This window comes from Paenibacillus sp. Negev47, assembly GCF_058313655.1.
In genome coordinates, this window is the sequence record NZ_CM177754.1 from 5,019,985 (window position 1) to 5,041,448 (window position 21,464).

The following is a 21,464-nucleotide window of genomic DNA, read 5'->3' on the forward strand; positions in this document are numbered from 1 at the left end:
ATGGTTATCAGTCTTGCTTTCGAACCTCTTCATTTTCTTCCTGACACTCAATAACAGTGATGTTCTTCTGATCCAGAACTTCTCTGATCTCACTCGGGAGTTCCAGATTTGTGACTAAAATGTCAACGAAATCAAAGTCCAGCCGATGAATAGATTTGCCAATAAATTTTGTGTGATCGGCTACTACGATAACCTGATCAGATCTTCTGGCCATTTCTTTCTTTACCCGGGCATCTTCTTCATATGGATAATAGAGTCCATCAGACCGGATCGCCGATGCTCCAATGAAGGCTTTATCAGCACGAATTTCACTTAGTTTATCGATAATGGAAGAGCCATATAAAAAGCGGTGCTTTACATTCAAGTAACCACCGAGTATATAGATTTGGAGATCCTCTCGATTGGACAAGATCCCTACGTTATCAATGGAGTGCGTGACCACCGTGCAATTTTTTGCGCTAATTTGTTCCGCTACAAATTGCACCGTGGTTGATACGTCTAAAATCACAGTCTCATGGTCTTGGATAAGTTTTGCCCCAAACTTCCCTATTTTTTTCTTACTCTCGGATTCATCAATCAAACGATCCTGATAAGACAGCATTTCTTTCTGTAACTCAGGTAACGATAGCCCCCCATGAGTTCGAATCACAACGCCTTCTTGTACTAATCTAACAATATCCCTTCGTGCAGTATCCCTTGATACTTCAAACAGCGTACATATATCTGTAACACTCATCGATTGGTTTTGTTTCAAGTATTCGAGTATTTTTAACAATCTTTCCTCTTGATACACAATACATGCACCTCCTTTAAGTAATTATAAGCGTAATTTTGAGTGTTTACAAGTTATTATAAGTAAATCTTAAGTTAGTGTAAGTATTTATTCCTGACCGTTCAATAAAAAAAGACGTTAGCCAGATGAATTCACATCCGTTAACGTCTTTTTAAGTTAAGATTTACTGCTAAGAAAAAATTAAGGAATGGATTTCGGAGACATTTGCTTAACAAATTGACTTAAATCACTCAGATACTTCTCATCAAAAAGCGCTCTAGGAAAGAAAATGGCAATCAGAAGCAAAAGGATTTAAACCAAATTTATGTTTCAGTTTCTTTTCTAAAGCTTGCTCAGTTATTTTTTCTGGAAATTCCGATTCAGTTGTAACCCATTCTGGCTATGTAAGAGCGATTTGATATTTGTCTAAAATACTGTATTTAGCTGTCTTTGGTATACCTAGTTCCCACATTAAGTTAATTAATTCTCTTTTCTTCGGTTTCAATCTCTTATTGTTATTATGATTCTCATCTTTTATGTTGGAGAAAAATTCATTTATTGTAGCTTCTAAATAACCAACTGTACACAATAGTGCGCCTGTAACATAAGATTCATATTGAATTCGAGCAACTACATCACTACTGTTGTTTTTATTTTTCTCCACTTGTAAAGCATTCCTTGCCAAAAATACTGCAGACTGTATATGGTTAAAAGAAAAATCCTTTTTTCGCTGGCATAACAATAATCCCCTCCGGTTTCAAGTGTTTGAGTAACATGATCTCTTTTTTCACTGTCTACCATGAGGGGATAATACCAATGAGTTTTCACCTCTATGACATTCCCCTTACACTCCCTTATGGGCCTACTTTATTCCATCTTCGTCAGGCAGATCATACCGGATATTCAGATTGCAGTTATTTCGGGGGCAACCCATCCTTTTACCATTAAGCCTACAACTTTCTTGCTTTGATCACAAAAGTGACGGGAAACATCTTCGCTCTTTGGGCAAGATCATTGTCCTCGCCCTGCAGCCTCATGATTTCTTCGTCGGTTTCCTCCACCATCTGCTCGATTGCGAACCCGGCTTTTGCCAATGCATTGATGTAGGCGGACATCTTGCGGTCGGATAAAGTGAGTTCACCTTGGATAAACTCGGGAGCCACGGCGCACCAGGATTCATCAAAATAACTTTTGCTGAACACGAACTTTCCGTTCTCTTCGATGACGCATCTATGAATGGGATGAGACCAGCTGAAAATGAAGATACCGTCTTTTTTGAGATAGGAAGCAATCCGGCTGAACGTTCCTTCGAGGTCGGTGGTCCAGCCTATCGCATAGATGGAGTAAACATAGTCAAAGTATTCCTTCGGTATACCGCATTCTTCTTCCATGGGTGAGCAGATCAGCCTCGCCGAAATTCCGCGCTCCGCCAGATGCTGCCGTGCCTTCTCGATCTGCTGCGCGGATAAATCGATGCCCCATAGTTCAGCTGCCTGCCGCTCACCTTGATACTGCAAGGATTGACCGTTTCCACAACCGATCTCCAGTACCTTTGTCCCAGAGACATCTCCAAACAGACGGTATTTCGCTTCCGAGACAAACGCTCCGTACAGAGGAAGCACGATCGCGCCTAAAAACTCATTTCCTCTTGTATCCCAATAGGAACGATTAATGTGATGAATCTTGTCCGTATTGATCGCAATAACCTCCGTCACTGTTAACCTTCCATATTAAATGCTTCACTATAGATTTCACGCAGCTTAGTGGAGTTATCATGCCAATGAATGGGCTTACCATTGATAATTTGGACCAATACATCCAGACACCTATGCCATCCAGCGGCGGTATTCACTGCCCATGAATCATCGTTAAACGTATGGGTGAAAATCATTCGACACCCTTTATCCTCTTCCTGCAATGAAATGTTAATCAGATCATCAACTTCACGGAAACCAAATACATATGGCTTTTCCAACTCTGTAATGGTCCCCTCATATGTCGTTCCTTCACCATCATCGAAGGCAATCTTCCCACCAAGTCTGAGATCCATCTCTCCTGTTGCAAAAGGATACCATTGAGCGAAGGAACTAGGCTTCGTAATCACAAGGAAAACATCTTCTGCATTATAATGAAGAAATCGTTCAAATCTTAGAGCATACCGACCGTTTGACTCATGTAATGTACCATATTCATTCATCATTACATCCTCCTTCTTTCATCACACATATCCATCTTCAGGTTCACCAACATCAAAGCCCAACACTTTTGACGCTTCCAACTTAAATGTTTCTATCCAAGACATCCATACATCGCTATTCATCTGTGCATAAAAGGATAATCCACTTGGTTCAACGGATGCTTCAATATAAACATCATCCTCTTCAGTTCCAAACCAATATGGAATTCCACTTTTATAACCAACCCATCCTGGCATACGCTCATATACTTTAGAAACTTTAGCCCACACCTCATCAGGCAGGTCATACCTTATATTTAGGTTGCAATGATGAGAGTTTATGTTGTTCATTTAGATTCTCCCCTTCTACTTTAGACGTATATGAAGATATATCCTCTATTTTTATGTAACGTACCACACTTCTTCAATTACTTGTTCAAAGATATATCTCTTGGTCTTTATATACTATTTTCGTTATCGCTTTTGTATATTTTAATCTCGTGATTTCAATCAGTTCATTTGGATGCATCAATTTCACAATGTGACTATCATTTATTTTAATTTTTCAGGGAACAGTTCTCTAACCTCTTGCCATTTCATGTGTTATACCTCCAGTTATTCGTATTGGTTCAACTTTCTATTATTTTAACATATACCCCTTACTTCACATATCGTTCCTGTATTCGTAACACCAGACGTAGTCCAATGTGTCCTCACTCAAGTATGTAAAATGTACAAAGAAACCGTCCCATAGTATATGGTTGCTTACACTTCCATTTACTATGGGACGGTTTCTTTTGTTTTTAAATATTAAGAAAGGATCTGTTCCTTGTATTAAGACTTATGAGACGCCCCCCACAATCTTGATATTCCTCCTCATCAAAAAACTGCCTCTCAAGCCAACAACGCCTGAGCGACCTGATCCACAATGCCATTGATGCCTGTTGGCCCATAACAACCGATCCATGTCGCGGTATCTACGGAGTGTATTTGCTGTCGCTCATCTGTATCAAGCATCCCCCAGACACGTTGCTCGGTCGCGGATATACCCTCCTGCATGATCTCATTGCTAAGCAAAAAGTAGTGGCTCGCATGTACAGCAGGTAGTCTCTCAACAGAGATATGATAGGCCGTGTCGGTGGTATCTGCTACAAATAACGGGACAGGCAGACCCAGATCACGGTACAGCACAGCACCTGTACGATGAGAGGCAGAATGTACGCGAACCAGAGAATCCAGTGGACGAATCAGTGCCACGCTCTTACCTGCCAGTACTGGAGCAAGTTCTTCAGAAAGCAATGTGGTTCGTCGGTGATAATCCGCAAGTATACGTTTTGCCTCTGCTCGTTTACCAGTTAATTCACCGAACAGGCTAAGAATGGTCTGCCAGCTTTCATTGCGCTTAAACATGAGAACTGGAGCGACCCGGCTGAGCCGTTCATAGTGCTGATCATGCACCTCGGTGCAAATAATCAGATCCGGAGACAATCGTTCCACACCAAGTAGATCCGGGTACTCATACGTTCCGAGTAACTCGGTATCCTGAAGTCCTGCCCTGATATATTGCGGGAAATGGAACGTTGCACTTCCTAGTCCCACACTTCCTGCTGGAGATAACCCAAGCGCAAGCAAATGATCCGCATATTGAACATCCAGTACGGCGATACGCTGTGGAGAACGGGTGACAGGATATTCACCTCGCATATGGCATATCACTGGGCCTTGGTCCGACTCGTACGAAGAAGCTATGCGATTCCGCAGCAAGGATTGAGCATAGTTTGCATCGGTTTCCGAAGCGGCAGCAAGCCGATAACGTAGCGGAGGGACGCCATAATATTTCTTAAACGCCCTACTGAAATAATACATGTCACGGTAGCCCATTTTTTCAGCAATTTCCCCAATGGACGCATCCGTATGATGCAGCATCCGCGATGCATTTTCCATCCGTAGCTGAATGACATACTCCATCGGTCCGAGCTGCTTCTCTTGTTTGAATCGTCGCTGTAATTGTCTTACGCTGCAACCAGCGAGGGCTGCCAGCTCTTTAAGATCTAGATTCTTGCGATAATGCGAAGATATATATGACACGACAACATCCACCATGTCGGACTCTGCTCCGCCTTGACCACGCTCATACTCCATGATCAGTTCGTAGATCATCACCTGGAGCAACGCATTGGCATGAAACCGTTCCAGTCCTTCGCCACGACGCCATTTGGCAACGATTTTTTCCGCATTTTGAATCCATTCTGCCTGAGTCACAGGGTTCTGAATAAACGAATTTTGCAGCGGATGTTTGCGATACGAGGGCATAGCATGGAAGGCTCCTTCCGTTGAAGAAGCCTCGTACATGATTACGATATAATAAAGTTCGTCTGATCTGGCCGTCAGCATAAAGGATGATCCCTTCACCACATGACAGGCAAAAGAAGCTCCAATGTGGCAACCCTCGCCATCCATTGCAAGCTCCCCTTCCCCTCCATATGCCAGCAGCAGCACATTTGAAGTTAAATCCGTTTCGTGTAAAACGCTGCCTGTCTGCAAAGTACCGCTATCCCCGTCAAGCATCTTGATCGTCGTATCACTCCATAGACTTGTCTGTTCTTGCAGCGGCATTTCTCTCATCTCCTGACAATAGCAAAGGTAAAGTTGTTGCTGTTGTCATTTTAGTTGAGATTCTTTCTCATTGTCAATTTTCGGACATTTCCGGCAATATTCACCTGACATCTGATAATAGAAACAACAGGTGATGCGCTCGCTTTTTGCGACTGGAACATTGTCCTTACAATCGGTGAATCGGGTCAACGGATTCTTTCTTACACCGAACACTTGCCCGGACGCCACTTGCGTCAGATATGAAAAGTCTGCCTGGATGTGCTCACTATCCCACTCTGGCTCGTCTTCATCAGGCGTATACAGTGGGCCTATGCGTACCATGATATTCTCCCAGAGAATACTCATCGAAAGAGGCGCAATTGCAGCAAGCGTCTTTAACAAAGGTGTAAGCTGTACCGCAAACATCTCCTCGACCACCTTTTCCCGCCACACTGCCCTGTCTCCTGTTAGTCCTTCAGCCTGAAGTCCATTCACCGCTAGAAAAGGAAATCGTGTGCCGCCCTCATGATCTGAGAGCGCCGGATGATAGAGAAAGCTGTTCTCCAGCTGAAAAGAAACATGCTGATGATGAAAAGTCATCGCGGTCACCAGCGGAGCCGTCCACAGATAACCGATTCGCTTGGCTAACATCGAAGCGGCTACCTTCATGTCAGGCGCATCGATGTACTCTTGTAACCAACTGATATACTCTCGGCATGCCGCTTCGTCATGCAGCTCACTTAGAGCAATGGTACGGACACTATGTTCAGGTGGCTCACCGAGCAAGATCGAATGATCCTCCACTGTCTCTTTCCATAAATCTGTCGAGAGATACTGGTTCATATTAATTCGATCCGAGCAGGGCTTCCGATGCCTGATCTACAATAAAATTAATCGCAAGAGGTCCGTAGTATGCAATCCAAAGTGTTGAGTTTACGTCATACGTGCGGTTATTTTTCACAGCATCAAGGGACTTCCACACTGGATTACTCACCATAGCCTCGGCCTCTGCCGCAAACAGCTCATCCGACAGCACAAAATAACGATCTGCCCCAATGTCAGGAACCTTCTCCATCGAGATTTCAACGGAGGTATCATCTTTGATCTCTTTAGCGAGTTCAGGCATGTTCAAGCCCAAATCCTGATACAGAATGCCGCCTGTGCGATGCTCGATCCCATGAACACGAATGCCTTCTTTTCTCGGACGAATCAGCGCTACCGTTTCATCACCCATCTTCTCCGCCAGCTTGGTCTTCATTCCAGCAACTTTTTCCTCATAGGCTGTGCGCACTTTCTCCGCCTCGTCCTGCTTGTCTGTAATCTTAGCCACTGTGGCTAACGTATCACGCCAGTCTTCGTAGAAGTCGAGTACCAGGGTAGGTGCAATTTTGCTTACACTCTCATACTGTTTCTCCTGGAAGTCCGTCATGATAATCAGATCCGGGTCCAACGCTACAATCGCTTCCAGATTGGGCTCGTCCCGTGTCCCCAGAACCTGTACATCACTCGGCTGATCGCCCAAGTATTCTGGAAAATCTGTGTTGCCTCCAGCGATAACACTGCCTGCCGGCTTCTCGCCAACCGCTAACATCTGATCCAGAAACTTAACATCAAGCACAGCAATTTTCTGTGGTTTTTCGTTTAGCGTCAGCTCACCCTTCATGTGATTGATCGTTACAGGGAAAGCTCCGGCAGTCTGTGATTCTGTAGTCGAAGGCGTTTCCGTTGTAGTTGCTGCAGGCTGATTACCGCTATCTGTACCTGCTCCGGCACCGCAAGCCGTCAGTACAAGAATAAGGACCATCATCAAGCCCATTAATAATCGTGATTTGTGGGCAGCATACGCCTTGCTTCCGGCCGCTTGCCCCTTTGTTCCTTGATTCATGATGAATCCCCCTTATGTATAATACTGATAATGATTTTCATTATCGAAACATAAAGAGAGTATAAACGATCTCCGCATCGCGTTACCATGTACTTTTGCGACATTTCATCCGGACTAATGCGACATCGTAAGCCACTTATCCGACATTTAATTTTTCAGAAATATATGCTTGCAGTCGGTAAATGTCTGAAAGAAGCTCTTCTTCCTCCGGCGTATTTCCATATTCCCCTAGCCAACGCGGTGTACGAATGTGCCACTCGTTTGACATGTATTGCTGTTCAACCTGGTACTCTACGATGTGCTCCAAGAAATACGCCAGAGAGCCGAAGGATTGTTTACCAGTATCGTTGATAATGGATTTTGTTTTCTCAATGATTGCCTTTAACATGTGTTGGATATGATCTTCTGGATTCATAGCGTTCTCCCCATTTCAACTGTGAAAAAAAGAAAGGGCATTCTTCAGTCTCAGTCTCTTCTACTTAATTTCTTAAATGCCAAGTATTCCTTATCGGACTTCATATAACTTAATATTTTCCGGCACATTCAGCTGAGCTAAGCTCTTCCGTGTTCACTTCCAGATCATATTCATCATAGGAGTATATGTAGTCGAACTGGGAATGGGCGAGTCCGATCGCGCGATCTCCTCTGATCTGCTCTCTTCTGGTGAGTTCTTCTTTCGAGCAGTGTAGACCTACAAACAATATTGGATAATCCGAAAGCAAATCATAAAAACCGTTAAACCACTTGTCATTGCTGATGACCGTATCCACGATGACATTCAAACCCATCTCCGAAAACAGTTTAATGGTTGCACAGTACAATGAATGGATGGGATCAAAAAGGATATCTGTCATCACATGAGCTTCCAATTCTCTTGTTGGTTTCATAACTGGATATGTAGTATCGATAAAATGATCATAATTATGGAGAAATTGATCTACAGATAGATGATGAAATGGAATCTCTCTAATCTCTCCCTGATTTTTCATTTCCACCGCGATGCTGGTCTTACCCGAACTTGACGTTCCATTCAAAAATATAATGAGTCCTCGTTCCACATCCATCACCCTTATCTATGAAATTGGCAGAACGTTTACCGGGAATCTGTCTATAATGTATCAATAAATCTCTCCATCATTCCGTTTATTTCATACTCGTCCATTCCTCTGTATTTCGGTTAACCCCAGAACATTCCGTTATGACCTTCGTCCACGATCTTGAGTTGTGTTTCAAAATCTTCGTTCGGTTCGATATCATCGATGAAATGCCATTTGCCTTTACTGTCCTGCCAATACACTTTCCATGCCTTCTCATCCAATCTGAACTGTGCTACCGGCAGCTGTACCCATTGCTCGCTTCGAAAGGCTTGTCTTTCTTCAATCAACGTCACATGATTTCCTCTGATTTTATAACTAATCTTCATCTGGCTTTTCACGTGCTCGGGTACTGCATTTTGGGTGTAATTATCCATAATCTTTTGAATCCGCTTCTTAGTAAAATCATCCATTTTCTATAGCTCTCCTGCCCTAATCGGTTTTGGTTTAATTATATCACGATGTTTTCTCAGACCTAAATGATGCTTTTAGTGATGTAAAAGGTAAAACGGAGCGCGGCTTATACAATGGCAAGCCGCGTCAGGGTGAGGTGCTGCGTAAAATGGGTGCAGCACCTCATAGGGTTGCACCGCGTTTTAATAAACGCGGTGCTCATCATTCCAGCAGCATTACGGTGGACTACGCCGTGATGCATGCAATAAAAGCGCCACGACCGCATAGTCGTAGCGCTTCTCTCTGCTGCATGTCGCCAATTGGCCATGCAAGCTAGCCCCAGAGCCGCTGCATTTACATGGAAGCGGCTTTACGCTCCCTGTGGTACCGCAGGGATTGACCTTTTCCTCAGCCGATCTTCAGCACCTTTTTCCCTAAAACATGGCCTCAGCGTAAAGCTGATTCCTATATACATCCTTCATTCTATCTGACCGTTATTGCCACATTGCCTTTCTTACGCCCGGTATCCACATATCGGTGGGCCTCCACAATTTCATCCAAAGCATAGGTTCGATCGATGATCGGTTTTAGTTTGTTTTCCTCGATCAACTCTTTGAGAAAGAGTAAATCGGCTTCTTCCATTTTCGGAAGTCGACTGTTGTTTAGAAAAACACCATGGGGAGTTAGGATTTTTTGGCATTGTGAGGGTTTGGCTTTTATTACGGCATCATAAACGATATCGTATTTCGTTTCTGATTGCGTAAAGTCTTCTTCGGTATAATCAATTACTTTATCCGCTCCTATAGATTCTACCAATCCAAAATTACTTTTACTGCACACCGCTGTGACTTCTGCTCCATAGTATTTCGCAAGTTGAATTGCATACGTCCCAAGGCTGCCGGATGCTCCATTGATCAATATTTTCTGGCCTGGCTTGATTTTTGCTTTTTGCAAATTTTTCAAAGCTGTAAGTGCTCCCGATGGAACGACCGCAGCTTCTTCGTAGGATAAATGCTTGGGCTTTATTGCAACCATTCCTTTTTTTTCACCGGTTCCGTCTTTCACTTCTCCAGGTAAACAAATGTATTCGGCATAACCCCCACGAAACCCTGTAAGCCCAAAGACCTTGTCTCCTTCCTTAAAGGATTGTACGTCCTTTCCTACCGACTCAATCACACCGGATATTTCCAGGCCAAGTATTAAATTTTTCCTGGGCTTGAGCATGCCAAATACAAGTCTCACCAAGAATGGATCAGCTCTTCGAATACGGGTATCGCCAATATGTGCAGTGGCTGCAAAAACTTTAATTAAAACCTCATGGTCTTTCGGTTTAGGCTTTTCCATCTCTTTCATCTGTAGCACTTCTGGCGGTCCGTAATTGGTGCAAATCACAGCTTTCATATGAACCCTCCTTAGTGTTTCTCTGCCTGGTTCGATCATTGTTTATACATCAGCAGCCATACTGTTGAGCCTCTTTTAACGTTCGAATTGGTTGGGCCATGTTTGGGATTGATGGCGACTTCAATAAATATGCTTCAGGGCCTGCTTTTAGTGCTATTCTAATATTCCGTTCATCTTCCAAATGTTGTTCACATCATCATATTTATTAAGATCACATCCCCAAGTAACAGCCGCAAGCTTTGATAAAACGGATCGTTTTTTCAACTGTACCATTTTCTCGAACCGATAACCGTATCATTGATGCAGTAATATGTAAATCAACTTAAAGTAGGCCTTCGTTTCCAGTTCCTCTGGCGTGACCTTGAAAACAAAAGGAAGGCCCTTCTTCATCCCAAATAGAGAATCAGACGACCTTCCGATGCTTTCGAAACATATATGATTTTTTAAAAGGTGGAGCGGAGCGCGGCTTATGCAGTGGCAAGCCGCGTAAGGGTGAGGTGCTGCGTCCAATGGGTGCAGCACCTCATTGGGTTGCACCGCGTTTTAATAACCGCGGTGCTCATCAGTGCAGCAGCATCACGGTTGCTACGCCGTGATGCATGCAAAAAAGCGCCACGACCGCACAGTCGTGGCGCTTCTCCCGCTGCATGTCGCCAACCGGCCATGCAGGTAACCCCAAAGTCGCTGCACCTACATGGCAGCGGCTTCTTCTCCCAGCGGCAGCGTGTAATACTGCGCCTGCTGCCCTTCATGCTGCTGGTACACAACGACCAGCAGCGTCCGGCCTTTCGCGGCAAGCGGGCTGGCGCCTGCTAGCACACGCTCAAGCCGGAACGGAAGCACATCCAATACGGTGTGCTTCTGCAGTTCCTTTTCGCCGAGACCGAGGTCGGCGAAAGCACGGGCACCCATGACCGTCTGTGCGGTCATGGCCGAGGTCATCGGCAACGCACGCGAAGCGTTGCCGTCCACCATGTCCGCCGCTCCATCCGCGGCGGACCCTGTTGCGTCGCCCGAAGCAAGCGACGCTGCATCCCCGGCTTCGCTGCCGATTACACCCGCCGCATCTGCGGCAGCGTCTTCCCCGGCAGCAGCCGAACTTGCCACAGCGGCACTCGGACCCGTGCCGCTGCTTTCCAGCCATGCCTTGCCTGAGGCACCGGCAACGCGTGGCAGACGAACGTCTTCCGGACGTTCAGCCAACGTTTTCATATAACCCGCCCACTGGTCTTTCTGGAGCGGATCTTCCCACCAGATTTTACGCGGTTTGTATTTGTGGCCGAGGAAATAGTCGAGCTTCATCAGGCCGAGCACGATATCCATATGCGGCGTGCCCCGCGACTCCAGGAAGCTGTGCAGACGAGTGAACAGATCCTCCAATTGGTGACCGATCTTCTGCCACCCCTGACCCTCCCAGTAATCCCCAAAAGCCTGGAAGAAATCAAACGGCGAGTTGAACTCCTGCTCCATCAAGTACTTCAGCGTATGGTCCATCCGGTGTGCGTTCCAGTATTTCTCCAGCACATCCTCCAGCCGCTTCAAGCGTACAATGTCGCTGAACGGTAGCACATCACTGCCCAGAATCTCATACGGCGCGTGGTCCATGTACGTGTAGTTGTACTTCTCCGCATCCAGACGCAGCCCAGTACCACGCAGCATTTTGAGGAATCCGAGCTGAAGCTCTTCTGGCCCCAGTGCAAACACATCGTTAAACGTCTTGCGGAACGTATTGTAATCTTCCTCCGGCAGTCCGGCGATGAGATCCAGATGCTGGTCGATTTTGCCGCTGGCTTTGACTTTGTTCACCGTACGGCTCAGCTTGGTAAAGTTCTGACGGCGTTTCACCAGTTCATTCGTTGGATCGTTCGTGGACTGGACCCCGATCTCGAACCGGAATGTTCCCGGTGGCGCATTCTCTGCCAGATAGTCCAGTACTTCGGGACGCATAATATCCGCCGTAATTTCAAACTGGAACACCGTCCCCTGATGATTCTCGATCAGGAATTTGAACATTTCGAGCGCATAATCCCGCTTGATGTTGAATGTCCGGTCCACAAACTTGATCAGCTTCGCACCCTTCTCAATCAGATACAGAATATCCGACTTCGTCCGCTCAATATCGTAATACCGCACGCCGACCTCAATACTGGACAGACAGAACTGACAACTGAACGGACAGCCCCGGCTGGTCTCAAAATAAACAACCCGCTTCCCGAGATCCGGGATATCCTCTTCAAAACGATGTGGTGAAGGCAGATCGTTCAGATCCGCCTTCGGCCGTCCTGGCATGAGAATGATCTCTTCCCCTTTGCGATACGCCAGTCCATACACAAAGTGAAACTTCTTACTCCCCTGCAGCTCCGTCAAAAGCTGATGCAGCGTCTCTTCCCCTTCACCCATCACGATGTAATCGACATTGGGAATCCGGTTCATCCAATATTCCGTGTCATAGGACACTTCCGGCCCGCCCAGTAGAATTTTCACGTTCGGCATAACCTTTTTCAGATTATCGATGACCTTAATCGTCTCTTCAATGTTCCAGATGTAACACGAGAACCCAACCACGTCAGCGCCGCGCTGGTACAGATCGGACACAATATTCATGACCGGGTCCTTGATCGTATACTCCGCCAGGTCAATATCAAAATCCTTCTCACTGTACGCCTTTAGACAACGCAAGGCCAAGGAGGTATGGATGTACTTTGCATTTAATGTAGAAAGAATAACCTTCATGGTTCACAACCTTTGCCTGGACACCCAGACCATATTTTTTTGGTAAAAGGAAAGCTGCACAGCCATCCTACCTCGGACGCTGTTCATGCAAACCTCTCTAATGATAGCCATTCCACGTCTCATGGACATATCCAACTTTTGTCTTTCAAAGAGTGGACACTCTTTTTAAAAAGACATATACATCCTGCCAACCACAAACCACAACATATAGTATAAAATACATACAATCAAACCACATGTTGTGCAGTCTGCTGTCGGCCAATTCTAACGCCCATGTCCACCTTTTGAAAGACAATCCACCGCTTTTTGTCCGCACTACAGAGACAACATTATCAACTTCAACTTGTAAAAGACCTCATTCGCGTTCCATCCACGATTCGTTATCCACTTCTTACTATATAAACTGAACTAAAGAAAATTTACACTTGCCACTCCGATGACAGAACAACTTTCTGATCGCTGTTATCCCCAGATTTTTTATATTCGGCTTTACAGAGGGAAATCTGGTGATAAGCGTATGCTTTCGATGCAGCTTTCTTTCAGAAAGCTTTTAGGCGCACGCTCCGCTTCTTCAGGTTATTTCTGTCCTCTACATTCTCGTGTAAATGTATCGTTCAATTTATATAACTTGAGGCTTCAGCCTCAAACCTGTACCGAACGATTCCCCCGTATCATGGACAAGTCATCGAATAGCACGAGGCATATCTATCAACTTTTTAATCAATTAAGCTTTACGAGTCATGAACTTCAAAGACCTGAAAGCGCGAATGTAACAACAATTCTCACTTCATCCCAACCAGCCAAACTCGCTCAAATTGATCATACTCACTCATACTTACTCATACCTACTCATACCTACTCATACCTACTCATACTCGTAAAAAGTATCGTCATCCGTATCTACTTCTTCGCCCGATTGCTTCTGGAAAAACTCCAGGAACGGCAGTCCGTACTTGCGGTACTTGACCTCACCGACCCCTTTGATATCCAGCATGTCACGTTCTGTCTGTGGACATACCACACTCATCTCGCGCAGGGTCGCATCATTGAAAATAATGTACGATGGCACATGCTCTTTCGCTGCCAGATCACGACGGATCAGACGCAACTGTTCGAATACCGTCTCATTCACCGCAGATGGCATCGCATCCCGACCACGACGTCCGCCATAGTTCGTACCCGAAGCCGTCGCCGCTGTCTTGCGGACCACACGCTGCATCACTTCACGTTGGCCTTTAAGTACTTCCACCGCTAGGGGCTGCAAACGCACAACCGGATATTGTCCCTCGGACAGCATCAGATAGCCTTCGGATACCATCACGTTGATGATCTCTGAAATCTCACGCTCTGTCCGATTGCCCATCACACCATAGGTTGGCAGAGAGTTGAAGCCGTAATCGAGCACTTTTTTGGCACGAGAACCTTTAAGCACCGAAGCGACCAAGGATACACCGTACCGTTCACGCATACGGTGAATACAGCTAAATATTTTCTGCGCATCTATCGTCATGTCTACTAGCTCGCGATCGTCCGTACAAGAACTGCAAGTGCCGCACGGTTTATCGTCATGCACCTCACCGAAATAATCCAGCTGCGCACTGCGCAGACAGCGGGTCGTGTAACAGTAATCCACCATCTGCTGCAGCTTCCGGTAGTCGTTCTGTTTGCGGTCACCCTCCATCGGATTCTGCTCAATCAGGAACTTCTGGGTGATAATGTCCTGTGCCCCGAATAGCAGAATGCACTGACTCGGCTCTCCATCCCGTCCCGCACGCCCGGCTTCCTGCACGTACGCCTCCATGTTCTTCGGCATGCTGTTATGAATCACGTAACGCACGTTCGATTTATCAATCCCCATGCCGAACGCATTGGTCGCCACCATCACTCGGATATCATCGTACAAAAAAGCTTCCTGGCTCTGGGACCGTTCATCGTCCGTCATCCCGGCATGATAACGTCCTGCGGGCAATCCCGCCTGCAACAAACGCTGATGCAGATCGTCCACGTCCTTACGGGTCGCGGCGTATATAATCCCCGGCTCGCTGGCATGCTCGCGCGCATAATTCAGGACAAAGTCCTTCTTGCTCTCGCCGCGCAGCACGCTAAACGCCAGATTATCCCGCCCAAGTCCGGTCACATATGTCTGCGGGTCCTGCAAACGAAGCAGCCGCAGAATATCGCCCATGACCTCGGGCGTCGCTGTAGCCGTAAAGGCCGCAACCACCGGCCGCTCCGGCAAACTATCCACAAACGGCGCTACCGCCAGGTAGCTTGTCCGAAAATCATGTCCCCACTGCGATACACAGTGGGCCTCATCCACGGCAACGCAAGAGATCGGCAAATAGCCCATCTCCTCGCGGAACCAATCCAGCTCCAGTCGCTCAGGCGCGACATAGAGCAACTTCAGCTCACCGCGCTGCGCCGCGCGGATGCGATCATTCACTTCTTTGCCGCTAAGTGTACTATTAATATACGCGGCAGCAATTCCGGCGGTCGTCAACGCATCGACCTGATCTTTCATTAATGAGATCAACGGGGAGACAACAAGCGTCAGTCCCGAATATAACAGAGCGGGGATCTGATAACAGATCGACTTACCGCCCCCAGTTGGCATAATGCCAAGCGTATCTTCGCGTTCCAGCAGGCTGGCTACGATCTTTTTCTGTCCCTCACGGAAGTCGGGGTAGCCATAATATTTTTGCAGGAGACCCTGCGCTTCTTCTAATGTAGGTGTTTGCACACTCATGTAAAGACTCCTTACTTATCACCGGTGTTCTTCCACCAGCTTGGTCCGATCCGATTCTGACATCCGAAAGCGGGCATATACCGCATCCTTGACAACAAAATGGCGTTCTCATGACTTGTCCGTCAAGCAAACGCCGCTCCCTTTAGTTTAACGGCCCAGCCCCGAATGAGCAACCGCGTTTTACTGTAAAACGTTTGAAGCTTCTTCACCAAAATAAAAACAACCGTCCTGCCCTAGTTGGACAAAACGATTGCATTAATTTTGACAAACCCTAAGCCATCCAGCGACTGTTTTGTGCTAGATGCGCTTCTAATCTTTCAACGCCTCAACTTCAGACGCAGTTAGACCACTTGTTTTGGCAATCACTGAAATTTCAATATCAAAAGAAAGCATATTTTTTGCAATCTCAATCGCTTTTCTTTTTTCCCCTTCTACTAATCCCTTTTCTATCCCCTTGGCTATTCCTTGAGCTATTCCCTTTTCCGTAGCCCACTCAATCATAGAAGCTTCATCATGCAAATACTTTTGACGCTCTTCATACAGGCGACGCGCTTCCTGATCCTGACTGAGAAACTCCAGCGTATCCATCGCTTTTTTCAACGTAGGTTCATTCATTTGCAGCACCTCCCAATTGGATTTGTCAGCACCTTTCAGGAACAATAGCCAGTTAATCAGCCCACCTTCCATCGGAACGCGTTGATCGTCCAGTTTGGACAGCTCCATGAAATGCACTTCAAGATCATCACTCAATTCAAGTCCAGTGTGGTCTTCCCTCAGGTGAAACACATTATGATAACGCTCATTCGCGATAAACGAGTAATTCAAAATATTTATGGTAACACACTTTTTCAATTCCTTGTATGTCTGACCTTCCTGCAGCTGACTCGAATAACGCTTACTCCAGTAGTATAGGGTACGCTTTTCGATGTCATATTTATTAAATAACTGCATTTCAATGTTGATCAGCTTACCTTCGGCTGTTTTCGCCCAGATATCAAATATGGACTTGTTTATCCAGTGGAGCATCTTTATCCGTATATGGATTGAGTAGTACGATCTCTGTCAGTGGCTGCTCACCCGACTCCGCAAACGTTCGTTCAAGAACACCAGCAGGACATCTTTATTTTCCTCACTGCCAAAAATACGCTTGAAAACAAAATCGTTTCGAGGATCGAGCAAATCAGACATCTGACCATCAACTCCGTTTCTTTCTATTCTAGCATGCTTGTCGTAAGTAATTGCAGCATTAACCACCTTTATATATGTTAAACATTCCACAACAAACTATTAATTCCCCTTGCTTCTTGTAGCCCAAAATTTGCTATCAATGCCGCTTCCTCCATTATAATTTAGTCCCTCTTTATTTAAGGGTGATTTTAACTTATTTGTTATTAATTAATAAATGCAGTGTGTTACCATAAATTAATGAATACCTTCAGGAGAAGACATTGGCATATCCATATCTCCATTCCTTATATTGTTCCTACCCAACACCTCTAAAGGAGGGCAATTTATTATGAAACAATATCCACATGCTATTGATTCTTCAAACATCTCACCACCAAAATCTTGGATACGTAGACACCCGATTTTCACTACATTTACATTATTGATACTTGTGCTGTTTGCCGCCATATTTCTGTATTTCTGGCTCCGCCCATACTTCTCCACATTTGACCGTTCTGAGAAAGGAGAATTGAGCTACTCCATGCCTTCACAGAATGGTGAGTATACTGCCGAGATTTATGGTGTGTCCTATGGTGGTGCGGCAGGCGGGGTTACGATGTGGGTCGATGTGAAGAAGACGAACCCTGAGGACTCCACAGCCCAAACGATATATCGTGCTGAGCACCACGGGAATAACCATCTGGAATGGGAAAATGAAAACACACTACGAATCGAAAACTGGAACGCATACACGAATGAGACCATTACACTCAACATGGATGACGAAATCTATGATGGACGGGGTTGGGCATGCAAAAGCTTGCGGATGAAAGACCAGTATGTGCGATGCTTGGCACCCGAAAAGTAAAATTCCCAGCAGCATAAACGACCTCCTGACCACATGGCTGATCCTCAAGATGTGTGGTGTTCAATGCACCTTACGTTAGAAGATGTGCGCGTTCACTCGGTGTGAAGTATAAACATAAAGCAAACCCCGCTCACCGATTACCTCGGTCAAGCGGGGCTGCTCTTACTCTACATATTATCGTTCCTCATCTGTCCCAGTTTGTCTCCCTACTTACGAGGTGAAACCTCACCACGTTCTTCCCGTTCCTTCCTCTCCTTGCGCACTACCACTTCCAGCTTCTGCCGATTGGCAAGCAGTCCCGGATCGTCTGGCAGATACTCCCGGGCTTTGGTGTTATGCATCAGTGCCTGCTCCCAATTGCCCAGATGGGCATAACAGAGAGATAGTCGGGCATGTGGTAGCCAGGTGCGGCAGGCCGCGGGCACCGGACGAAGACCCGGATCGCGGCTGCTCACGTCCACCGCCTGCATATACCAATAGATCGCAGAGACGGGTTCCTGCCGTTCATGGAAGCAGGCCGCAATGGCGCAGCAGAAATCGGCATGCGGCAGGTCATACTGGAACGACTGCAGCAATGCGCCGAGCTTACGGCCCGGCTCGCCAAGCCGTTCATGACATTCCGCCAGCCGCGCGCAGGCAATCAGGCGATCCTCGCGGTAACCGCTTGGCTGCTCCAGCAGCTTCGCATACCCGCGTGCCGCCGCTGCATAACGCTTGCGGTCATAACATTCGCCTGCATAATAGAACAGCAGGCGACCTTGGGCTACGCCCTCTTCGGCGATCCATTTGCGCAGGATGCGCACGTTTCGCGCCGAATGATGTCCCGCTCCGCGGCGGTGCGTGACGGCAATATCTGCCGTAATAACTCCGCTCGGCGGGAAGCTAAGCTGCTCGTGCAGCCGGCCATGCCAGCGGCACCCGGCATCCCGCTTGACCAGGCGAAGCCGTCGGTCCGTCACAAGCGGACTTCCCTCCGGGCCCTCGGCCAGCGTGTAGTTCAAGATCACAGCCGCCGTCTCCCCCTTGGACGGCAGCTGCTGCTTCAACCCCTCCAGCTTCGCCCGTTCCGCAGGCAGCAGCACATCATCCGCATCCAGCCACAGGATGTACTCCTGCGTGGCCTTGGCGAATGACTCATTCCGCGCTGCGGCAAAATCTTCCTTCCATTCATACGTGTAGACCTGGTCGGTATACTGCGCAGCGATGTCCATCGTACGATCCGATGAACCGGTATCCACAATGACGATCTCGTCCGCGATGCCGGCAACCGAATCTAGACAGCGCGCCAGCGTGCGTTCCTCGTTCTTCACAATCATGCACAGACTGATGGTGATCACGTTTTGAGCCCCTTCCTGTCGTACGCGTATTGCGAAATGTCGATCATGCAAGGTCTCCTATTTTCTAACTAACTCAAGTCCACAGTTCTGATATACCTGCAATAATTTTAATCTCTCAGTCAGATGCCCTCTTATATCCTATCCTGTTACACTCATATCCCATGTTACACTTCTCCACTCTCCTGACGGCGAAGCCGTTTCACCTGCTCCACCGCACTGTCCAGTGCCTTCTTGCGCTGCTTCATTACGCGGAGATGCTGTTGTTCCACCTCGGCAAAATGGATATGATCCAGCTCCATCCACTCCATCAGTTGATCCAGTGTCGGCGACATGTGCAACTGTGTATTCCGCCGTCTGCGGGCCACGCAACATAGATATTTATGATGAACTTCCAGTTTCAAGACTTCGAAATACGGCATCAGGCACAGCGCCAGGCTTCCTGCATAGAAGGTCTGCTTGTGGTCATAGAACGGATGATATCCATATGGCACGGTCACAACCAGCGTCCCATCCTCTTGCAGCAGTCGATGAACCTGGACCAACAATGTCTCTGGACGAGCAAAATGCTCAAGAACTTCTCCAAGCATCACTGTGTCAAAGGTAGTCCTTACTTTCCATTGCGTAATATCCAGCATCCGAAAATCGACATTGTTCCTAACAGGTCGGGACTCTTTAGCAAGCTCGCCCTGGGCATACCGGATACTTTCTTCCTCCAGATCAATGCCAGTGACACGAAAACCTTCACGCGCCAGCAGAATGGAGGCAATACCCTGACTGCACCCGACATCCAAAATCCGCGTACCCTTCGCTTCACGGCACATCCAGTGGATACGGGTTCTTGTCGCTTCATGAGAATCTTCCGAATTAATCTCGCCATAATAGCGTTCACTCACTCGGTCATGATTCGCCATAGGTATCCCCCTTTTTTCCTTGCCGAACGGGCTGGCCCAGCACCACAATATTTCCCCCGTGGCATCCAGCAGTTGCGTTGCGTGTATCAAAAATCAGCTTCGCATGATCCGCCATCTCCTGATAATCGAATGCCGAATGATCCGTCGTGATGATCACCAGATCAGCCCATGTCCACAATTCCGGCGTAGCAGGCCGGGATTGAAGCAACGTACCGTCATCCTTGCGGAAGACAGGCACCATTGGATCAGTGAAAACGACTTCTGCACCCGCTGCGCTCAGCAGCCGGAAGACATCCAATGCTGGCGATTCGCGCAGGTCGTCGATGTCTTTTTTATAAGCCATACCCGCCAGGACAACGCGCGCTCCCCGAACAGATACACCATTCTTCTCCAGCAGCTCCGCTGCACGCTTCACCACTCTCTCTGGCATCTGCCGATTGGTTGCATCCGCCAGCTGGATGAATTGCAGCTCCGCTCCCTGACGGCTTGCAGCCCAGGACAGATAGATCGGATCGATTGGGATACAATGTCCGCCGATGCCGGGACCGGGATAGAATGGCATATAACCAAACGGCTTGGTGGCCGCCGCACCCAGCACCTCCCAGATGTTTACACCCATCTGTTCACAGGCCGGAGTCAACTCATTCACCAGTGCAATGTTCACACTGCGAAATGTATTTTCGAACAGTTTTGCCGTTTCCGCTACTGTTGTTGAACTGACCGGAACAACTTCGTTGAGGAATGAACCGTAGAACTGTGTGCCATAGGTCAGACAAGCGGGTGTGGAGCCGCCAATGATCTTCGGGGTATTTTTCACACCATAATGTACACTGCCCGGATCTACACGCTCCGGAGAATAACAGACATAGAACTGCTCTCCAGCTTGCCAGCCGTTTGCTGCTTCAATGGGTTGTTTCACGCGTTCCTCGGTCGTTCCTGGATAAGTCGTACTCTCCAATATGACGAGACTGCCCTCCAGCAGATAAGGAGTCATACCATCCACCGCTGCCGAGATATAAGAGATATCCGGTTGATGCTCGGCGGTCAGCGGAGTGGGTACACAGATGACAATCACATTCGCCTGCGCCACTGCTGCATAATCGTCACTTGCCGTGAACAGTCCTGTCTGCATAAGCGACTGCAGGACATCATCTTTTATACCGATGACATACGAATGCCCGGCGTTCAGCTTGGCTATCTTGGAGGTATCGATGTCAATCCCGTGGACCTGATAACCTGCCTGTGCCATCTCCACGGCCATGGGTAAACCAACATAACCGAGACCGATGACAACAGCCTTCAGGGAGCGGTCATTCATGTGTTGTATCAGGGTATATTGCTCTAACTCTTTATTTCCTTTATCCTGGTTGTTCTCTTCCATTCCTT

General features: G+C 47.2%; 18 protein-coding genes and 1 pseudogene. 1 reads left to right on the forward strand and 18 read right to left on the reverse strand.

All coding sequences use genetic code 11. The annotated features are described in order from the left end of the window. Positions 1 to 7: 7 nt before the first annotated feature. From AC4G47_RS22665 to AC4G47_RS22735, 15 genes and pseudogenes are all read right to left on the reverse strand, one after another. Positions 8 to 793, reverse strand: a complete 786-nt coding sequence (locus tag AC4G47_RS22665) for a DeoR/GlpR family DNA-binding transcription regulator (protein WP_491102807.1) — start codon at positions 791 to 793, stop codon at positions 8 to 10. 379 nt (positions 794 to 1,172) lie between these two features. Beyond that, complete coding sequence (locus AC4G47_RS22670) at positions 1,173 to 1,514, reverse strand: hypothetical protein (protein ID WP_491102808.1); 342 nt, start codon at positions 1,512 to 1,514, stop codon at positions 1,173 to 1,175. Between the two features lie 208 nt (positions 1,515 to 1,722). Then, on the reverse strand, positions 1,723 to 2,487 hold the full coding sequence (locus tag AC4G47_RS22675) for a class I SAM-dependent methyltransferase (protein WP_491102810.1): 765 nt from the start codon (positions 2,485 to 2,487) through the stop codon (positions 1,723 to 1,725). 2 nt (positions 2,488 to 2,489) lie between these two features. Further along, a complete protein-coding gene (locus tag AC4G47_RS22680; protein ID WP_491102812.1) occupies positions 2,490 to 2,972 on the reverse strand; it encodes an SRPBCC family protein in 483 nt (160 codons plus the stop codon). An 18-nt stretch (positions 2,973 to 2,990) separates the two neighbouring features. After that, complete coding sequence (locus AC4G47_RS22685) at positions 2,991 to 3,299, reverse strand: hypothetical protein (RefSeq protein ID WP_491102814.1); 309 nt, start codon at positions 3,297 to 3,299, stop codon at positions 2,991 to 2,993. A gap of 543 nt (positions 3,300 to 3,842) precedes the next feature. Next, positions 3,843 to 5,564 (reverse strand): helix-turn-helix domain-containing protein, encoded by a 1,722-nt coding sequence (locus AC4G47_RS22690; protein WP_491102816.1) that lies wholly within the window; start codon positions 5,562 to 5,564, stop codon positions 3,843 to 3,845. Positions 5,565 to 5,609: 45 nt separating this feature from the next. After that, the gene (locus AC4G47_RS22695; RefSeq protein ID WP_491102818.1) at positions 5,610 to 6,386 is read right to left on the reverse strand and encodes a ferric iron reductase; all 777 of its coding nucleotides are present in this window, start codon (positions 6,384 to 6,386) and stop codon (positions 5,610 to 5,612) included. 1 nt (position 6,387) lies between these two features. Beyond that, a complete protein-coding gene (locus AC4G47_RS22700) occupies positions 6,388 to 7,428 on the reverse strand; it encodes an ABC transporter substrate-binding protein (protein WP_491102819.1) in 1,041 nt (346 codons plus the stop codon). A 136-nt stretch (positions 7,429 to 7,564) separates the two neighbouring features. Further along, entirely contained in the window at positions 7,565 to 7,843 is a 279-nt protein-coding gene (locus AC4G47_RS22705) for a hypothetical protein (RefSeq protein ID WP_491102820.1), read from the reverse strand. A 109-nt stretch (positions 7,844 to 7,952) separates the two neighbouring features. Next, on the reverse strand, positions 7,953 to 8,486 hold the full coding sequence (locus tag AC4G47_RS22710) for a chloramphenicol phosphotransferase CPT family protein (RefSeq protein ID WP_491102822.1): 534 nt from the start codon (positions 8,484 to 8,486) through the stop codon (positions 7,953 to 7,955). Between the two features lie 119 nt (positions 8,487 to 8,605). Continuing rightward, complete coding sequence (locus AC4G47_RS22715; protein ID WP_491102823.1) at positions 8,606 to 8,935, reverse strand: DUF3024 domain-containing protein; 330 nt, start codon at positions 8,933 to 8,935, stop codon at positions 8,606 to 8,608. A 463-nt stretch (positions 8,936 to 9,398) separates the two neighbouring features. After that, positions 9,399 to 10,316, reverse strand: coding sequence for an NAD(P)-dependent alcohol dehydrogenase (locus AC4G47_RS22720; RefSeq protein WP_491102824.1), 918 nt, complete (start codon positions 10,314 to 10,316; stop codon positions 9,399 to 9,401). A gap of 690 nt (positions 10,317 to 11,006) precedes the next feature. Continuing rightward, complete coding sequence (locus AC4G47_RS22725) at positions 11,007 to 13,049, reverse strand: B12-binding domain-containing radical SAM protein (RefSeq protein WP_491102825.1); 2,043 nt, start codon at positions 13,047 to 13,049, stop codon at positions 11,007 to 11,009. An 865-nt stretch (positions 13,050 to 13,914) separates the two neighbouring features. Next, the gene (recQ, locus tag AC4G47_RS22730) at positions 13,915 to 15,795 is read right to left on the reverse strand and encodes a DNA helicase RecQ (RefSeq protein WP_491102826.1); all 1,881 of its coding nucleotides are present in this window, start codon (positions 15,793 to 15,795) and stop codon (positions 13,915 to 13,917) included. 309 nt (positions 15,796 to 16,104) lie between these two features. Continuing rightward, positions 16,105 to 16,983, reverse strand: a pseudogene (locus AC4G47_RS22735) (Rpn family recombination-promoting nuclease/putative transposase). A 328-nt stretch (positions 16,984 to 17,311) separates the two neighbouring features. Here AC4G47_RS22735 and AC4G47_RS22740 point away from each other — a divergent pair. Further along, positions 17,312 to 17,830, forward strand: a complete 519-nt coding sequence (locus AC4G47_RS22740; protein WP_491102828.1) for a DUF5412 family protein — start codon at positions 17,312 to 17,314, stop codon at positions 17,828 to 17,830. A gap of 206 nt (positions 17,831 to 18,036) precedes the next feature. On the opposite strand, the gene AC4G47_RS22745 is transcribed toward AC4G47_RS22740, so the two are convergent. From AC4G47_RS22745 to AC4G47_RS22755, 3 genes are all read right to left on the reverse strand, one after another. Continuing rightward, complete coding sequence (locus AC4G47_RS22745; RefSeq protein ID WP_491102829.1) at positions 18,037 to 19,167, reverse strand: glycosyltransferase; 1,131 nt, start codon at positions 19,165 to 19,167, stop codon at positions 18,037 to 18,039. A 164-nt stretch (positions 19,168 to 19,331) separates the two neighbouring features. Continuing rightward, a complete protein-coding gene (locus AC4G47_RS22750) occupies positions 19,332 to 20,078 on the reverse strand; it encodes a class I SAM-dependent methyltransferase (RefSeq protein WP_491102831.1) in 747 nt (248 codons plus the stop codon). Continuing rightward, on the reverse strand, positions 20,065 to 21,459 hold the full coding sequence (locus tag AC4G47_RS22755) for a nucleotide sugar dehydrogenase (protein ID WP_491102833.1): 1,395 nt from the start codon (positions 21,457 to 21,459) through the stop codon (positions 20,065 to 20,067). Before AC4G47_RS22755 ends, AC4G47_RS22750 begins: the two co-directional genes overlap by 14 nt. Between the last annotated feature and the right edge of the window lie 5 nt (positions 21,460 to 21,464).

Coding starts and splice junctions, on each gene's coding strand:
- AC4G47_RS22740 (WP_491102828.1), top strand. CDS start 17,312: ATGAAACAATATCCACATGCTATTGATTCTTCAAACATCTCACCACCA.
- AC4G47_RS22690 (WP_491102816.1), bottom strand. CDS start 5,564: ATGCCGCTGCAAGAACAGACAAGTCTATGGAGTGATACGACGATCAAG.
- AC4G47_RS22750 (WP_491102831.1), bottom strand. CDS start 20,078: ATGGCGAATCATGACCGAGTGAGTGAACGCTATTATGGCGAGATTAAT.
- AC4G47_RS22755 (WP_491102833.1), bottom strand. CDS start 21,459: ATGGAAGAGAACAACCAGGATAAAGGAAATAAAGAGTTAGAGCAATAT.
- AC4G47_RS22695 (WP_491102818.1), bottom strand. CDS start 6,386: ATGAACCAGTATCTCTCGACAGATTTATGGAAAGAGACAGTGGAGGAT.
- AC4G47_RS22705 (WP_491102820.1), bottom strand. CDS start 7,843: ATGAATCCAGAAGATCATATCCAACACATGTTAAAGGCAATCATTGAG.
- AC4G47_RS22725 (WP_491102825.1), bottom strand. CDS start 13,049: ATGAAGGTTATTCTTTCTACATTAAATGCAAAGTACATCCATACCTCC.
- AC4G47_RS22700 (WP_491102819.1), bottom strand. CDS start 7,428: ATGAATCAAGGAACAAAGGGGCAAGCGGCCGGAAGCAAGGCGTATGCT.
- AC4G47_RS22685 (WP_491102814.1), bottom strand. CDS start 3,299: ATGAACAACATAAACTCTCATCATTGCAACCTAAATATAAGGTATGAC.
- AC4G47_RS22720 (WP_491102824.1), bottom strand. CDS start 10,316: ATGAAAGCTGTGATTTGCACCAATTACGGACCGCCAGAAGTGCTACAG.
- recQ (WP_491102826.1), bottom strand. CDS start 15,795: ATGAGTGTGCAAACACCTACATTAGAAGAAGCGCAGGGTCTCCTGCAA.
- AC4G47_RS22715 (WP_491102823.1), bottom strand. CDS start 8,935: ATGGATGATTTTACTAAGAAGCGGATTCAAAAGATTATGGATAATTAC.
- AC4G47_RS22680 (WP_491102812.1), bottom strand. CDS start 2,972: ATGATGAATGAATATGGTACATTACATGAGTCAAACGGTCGGTATGCT.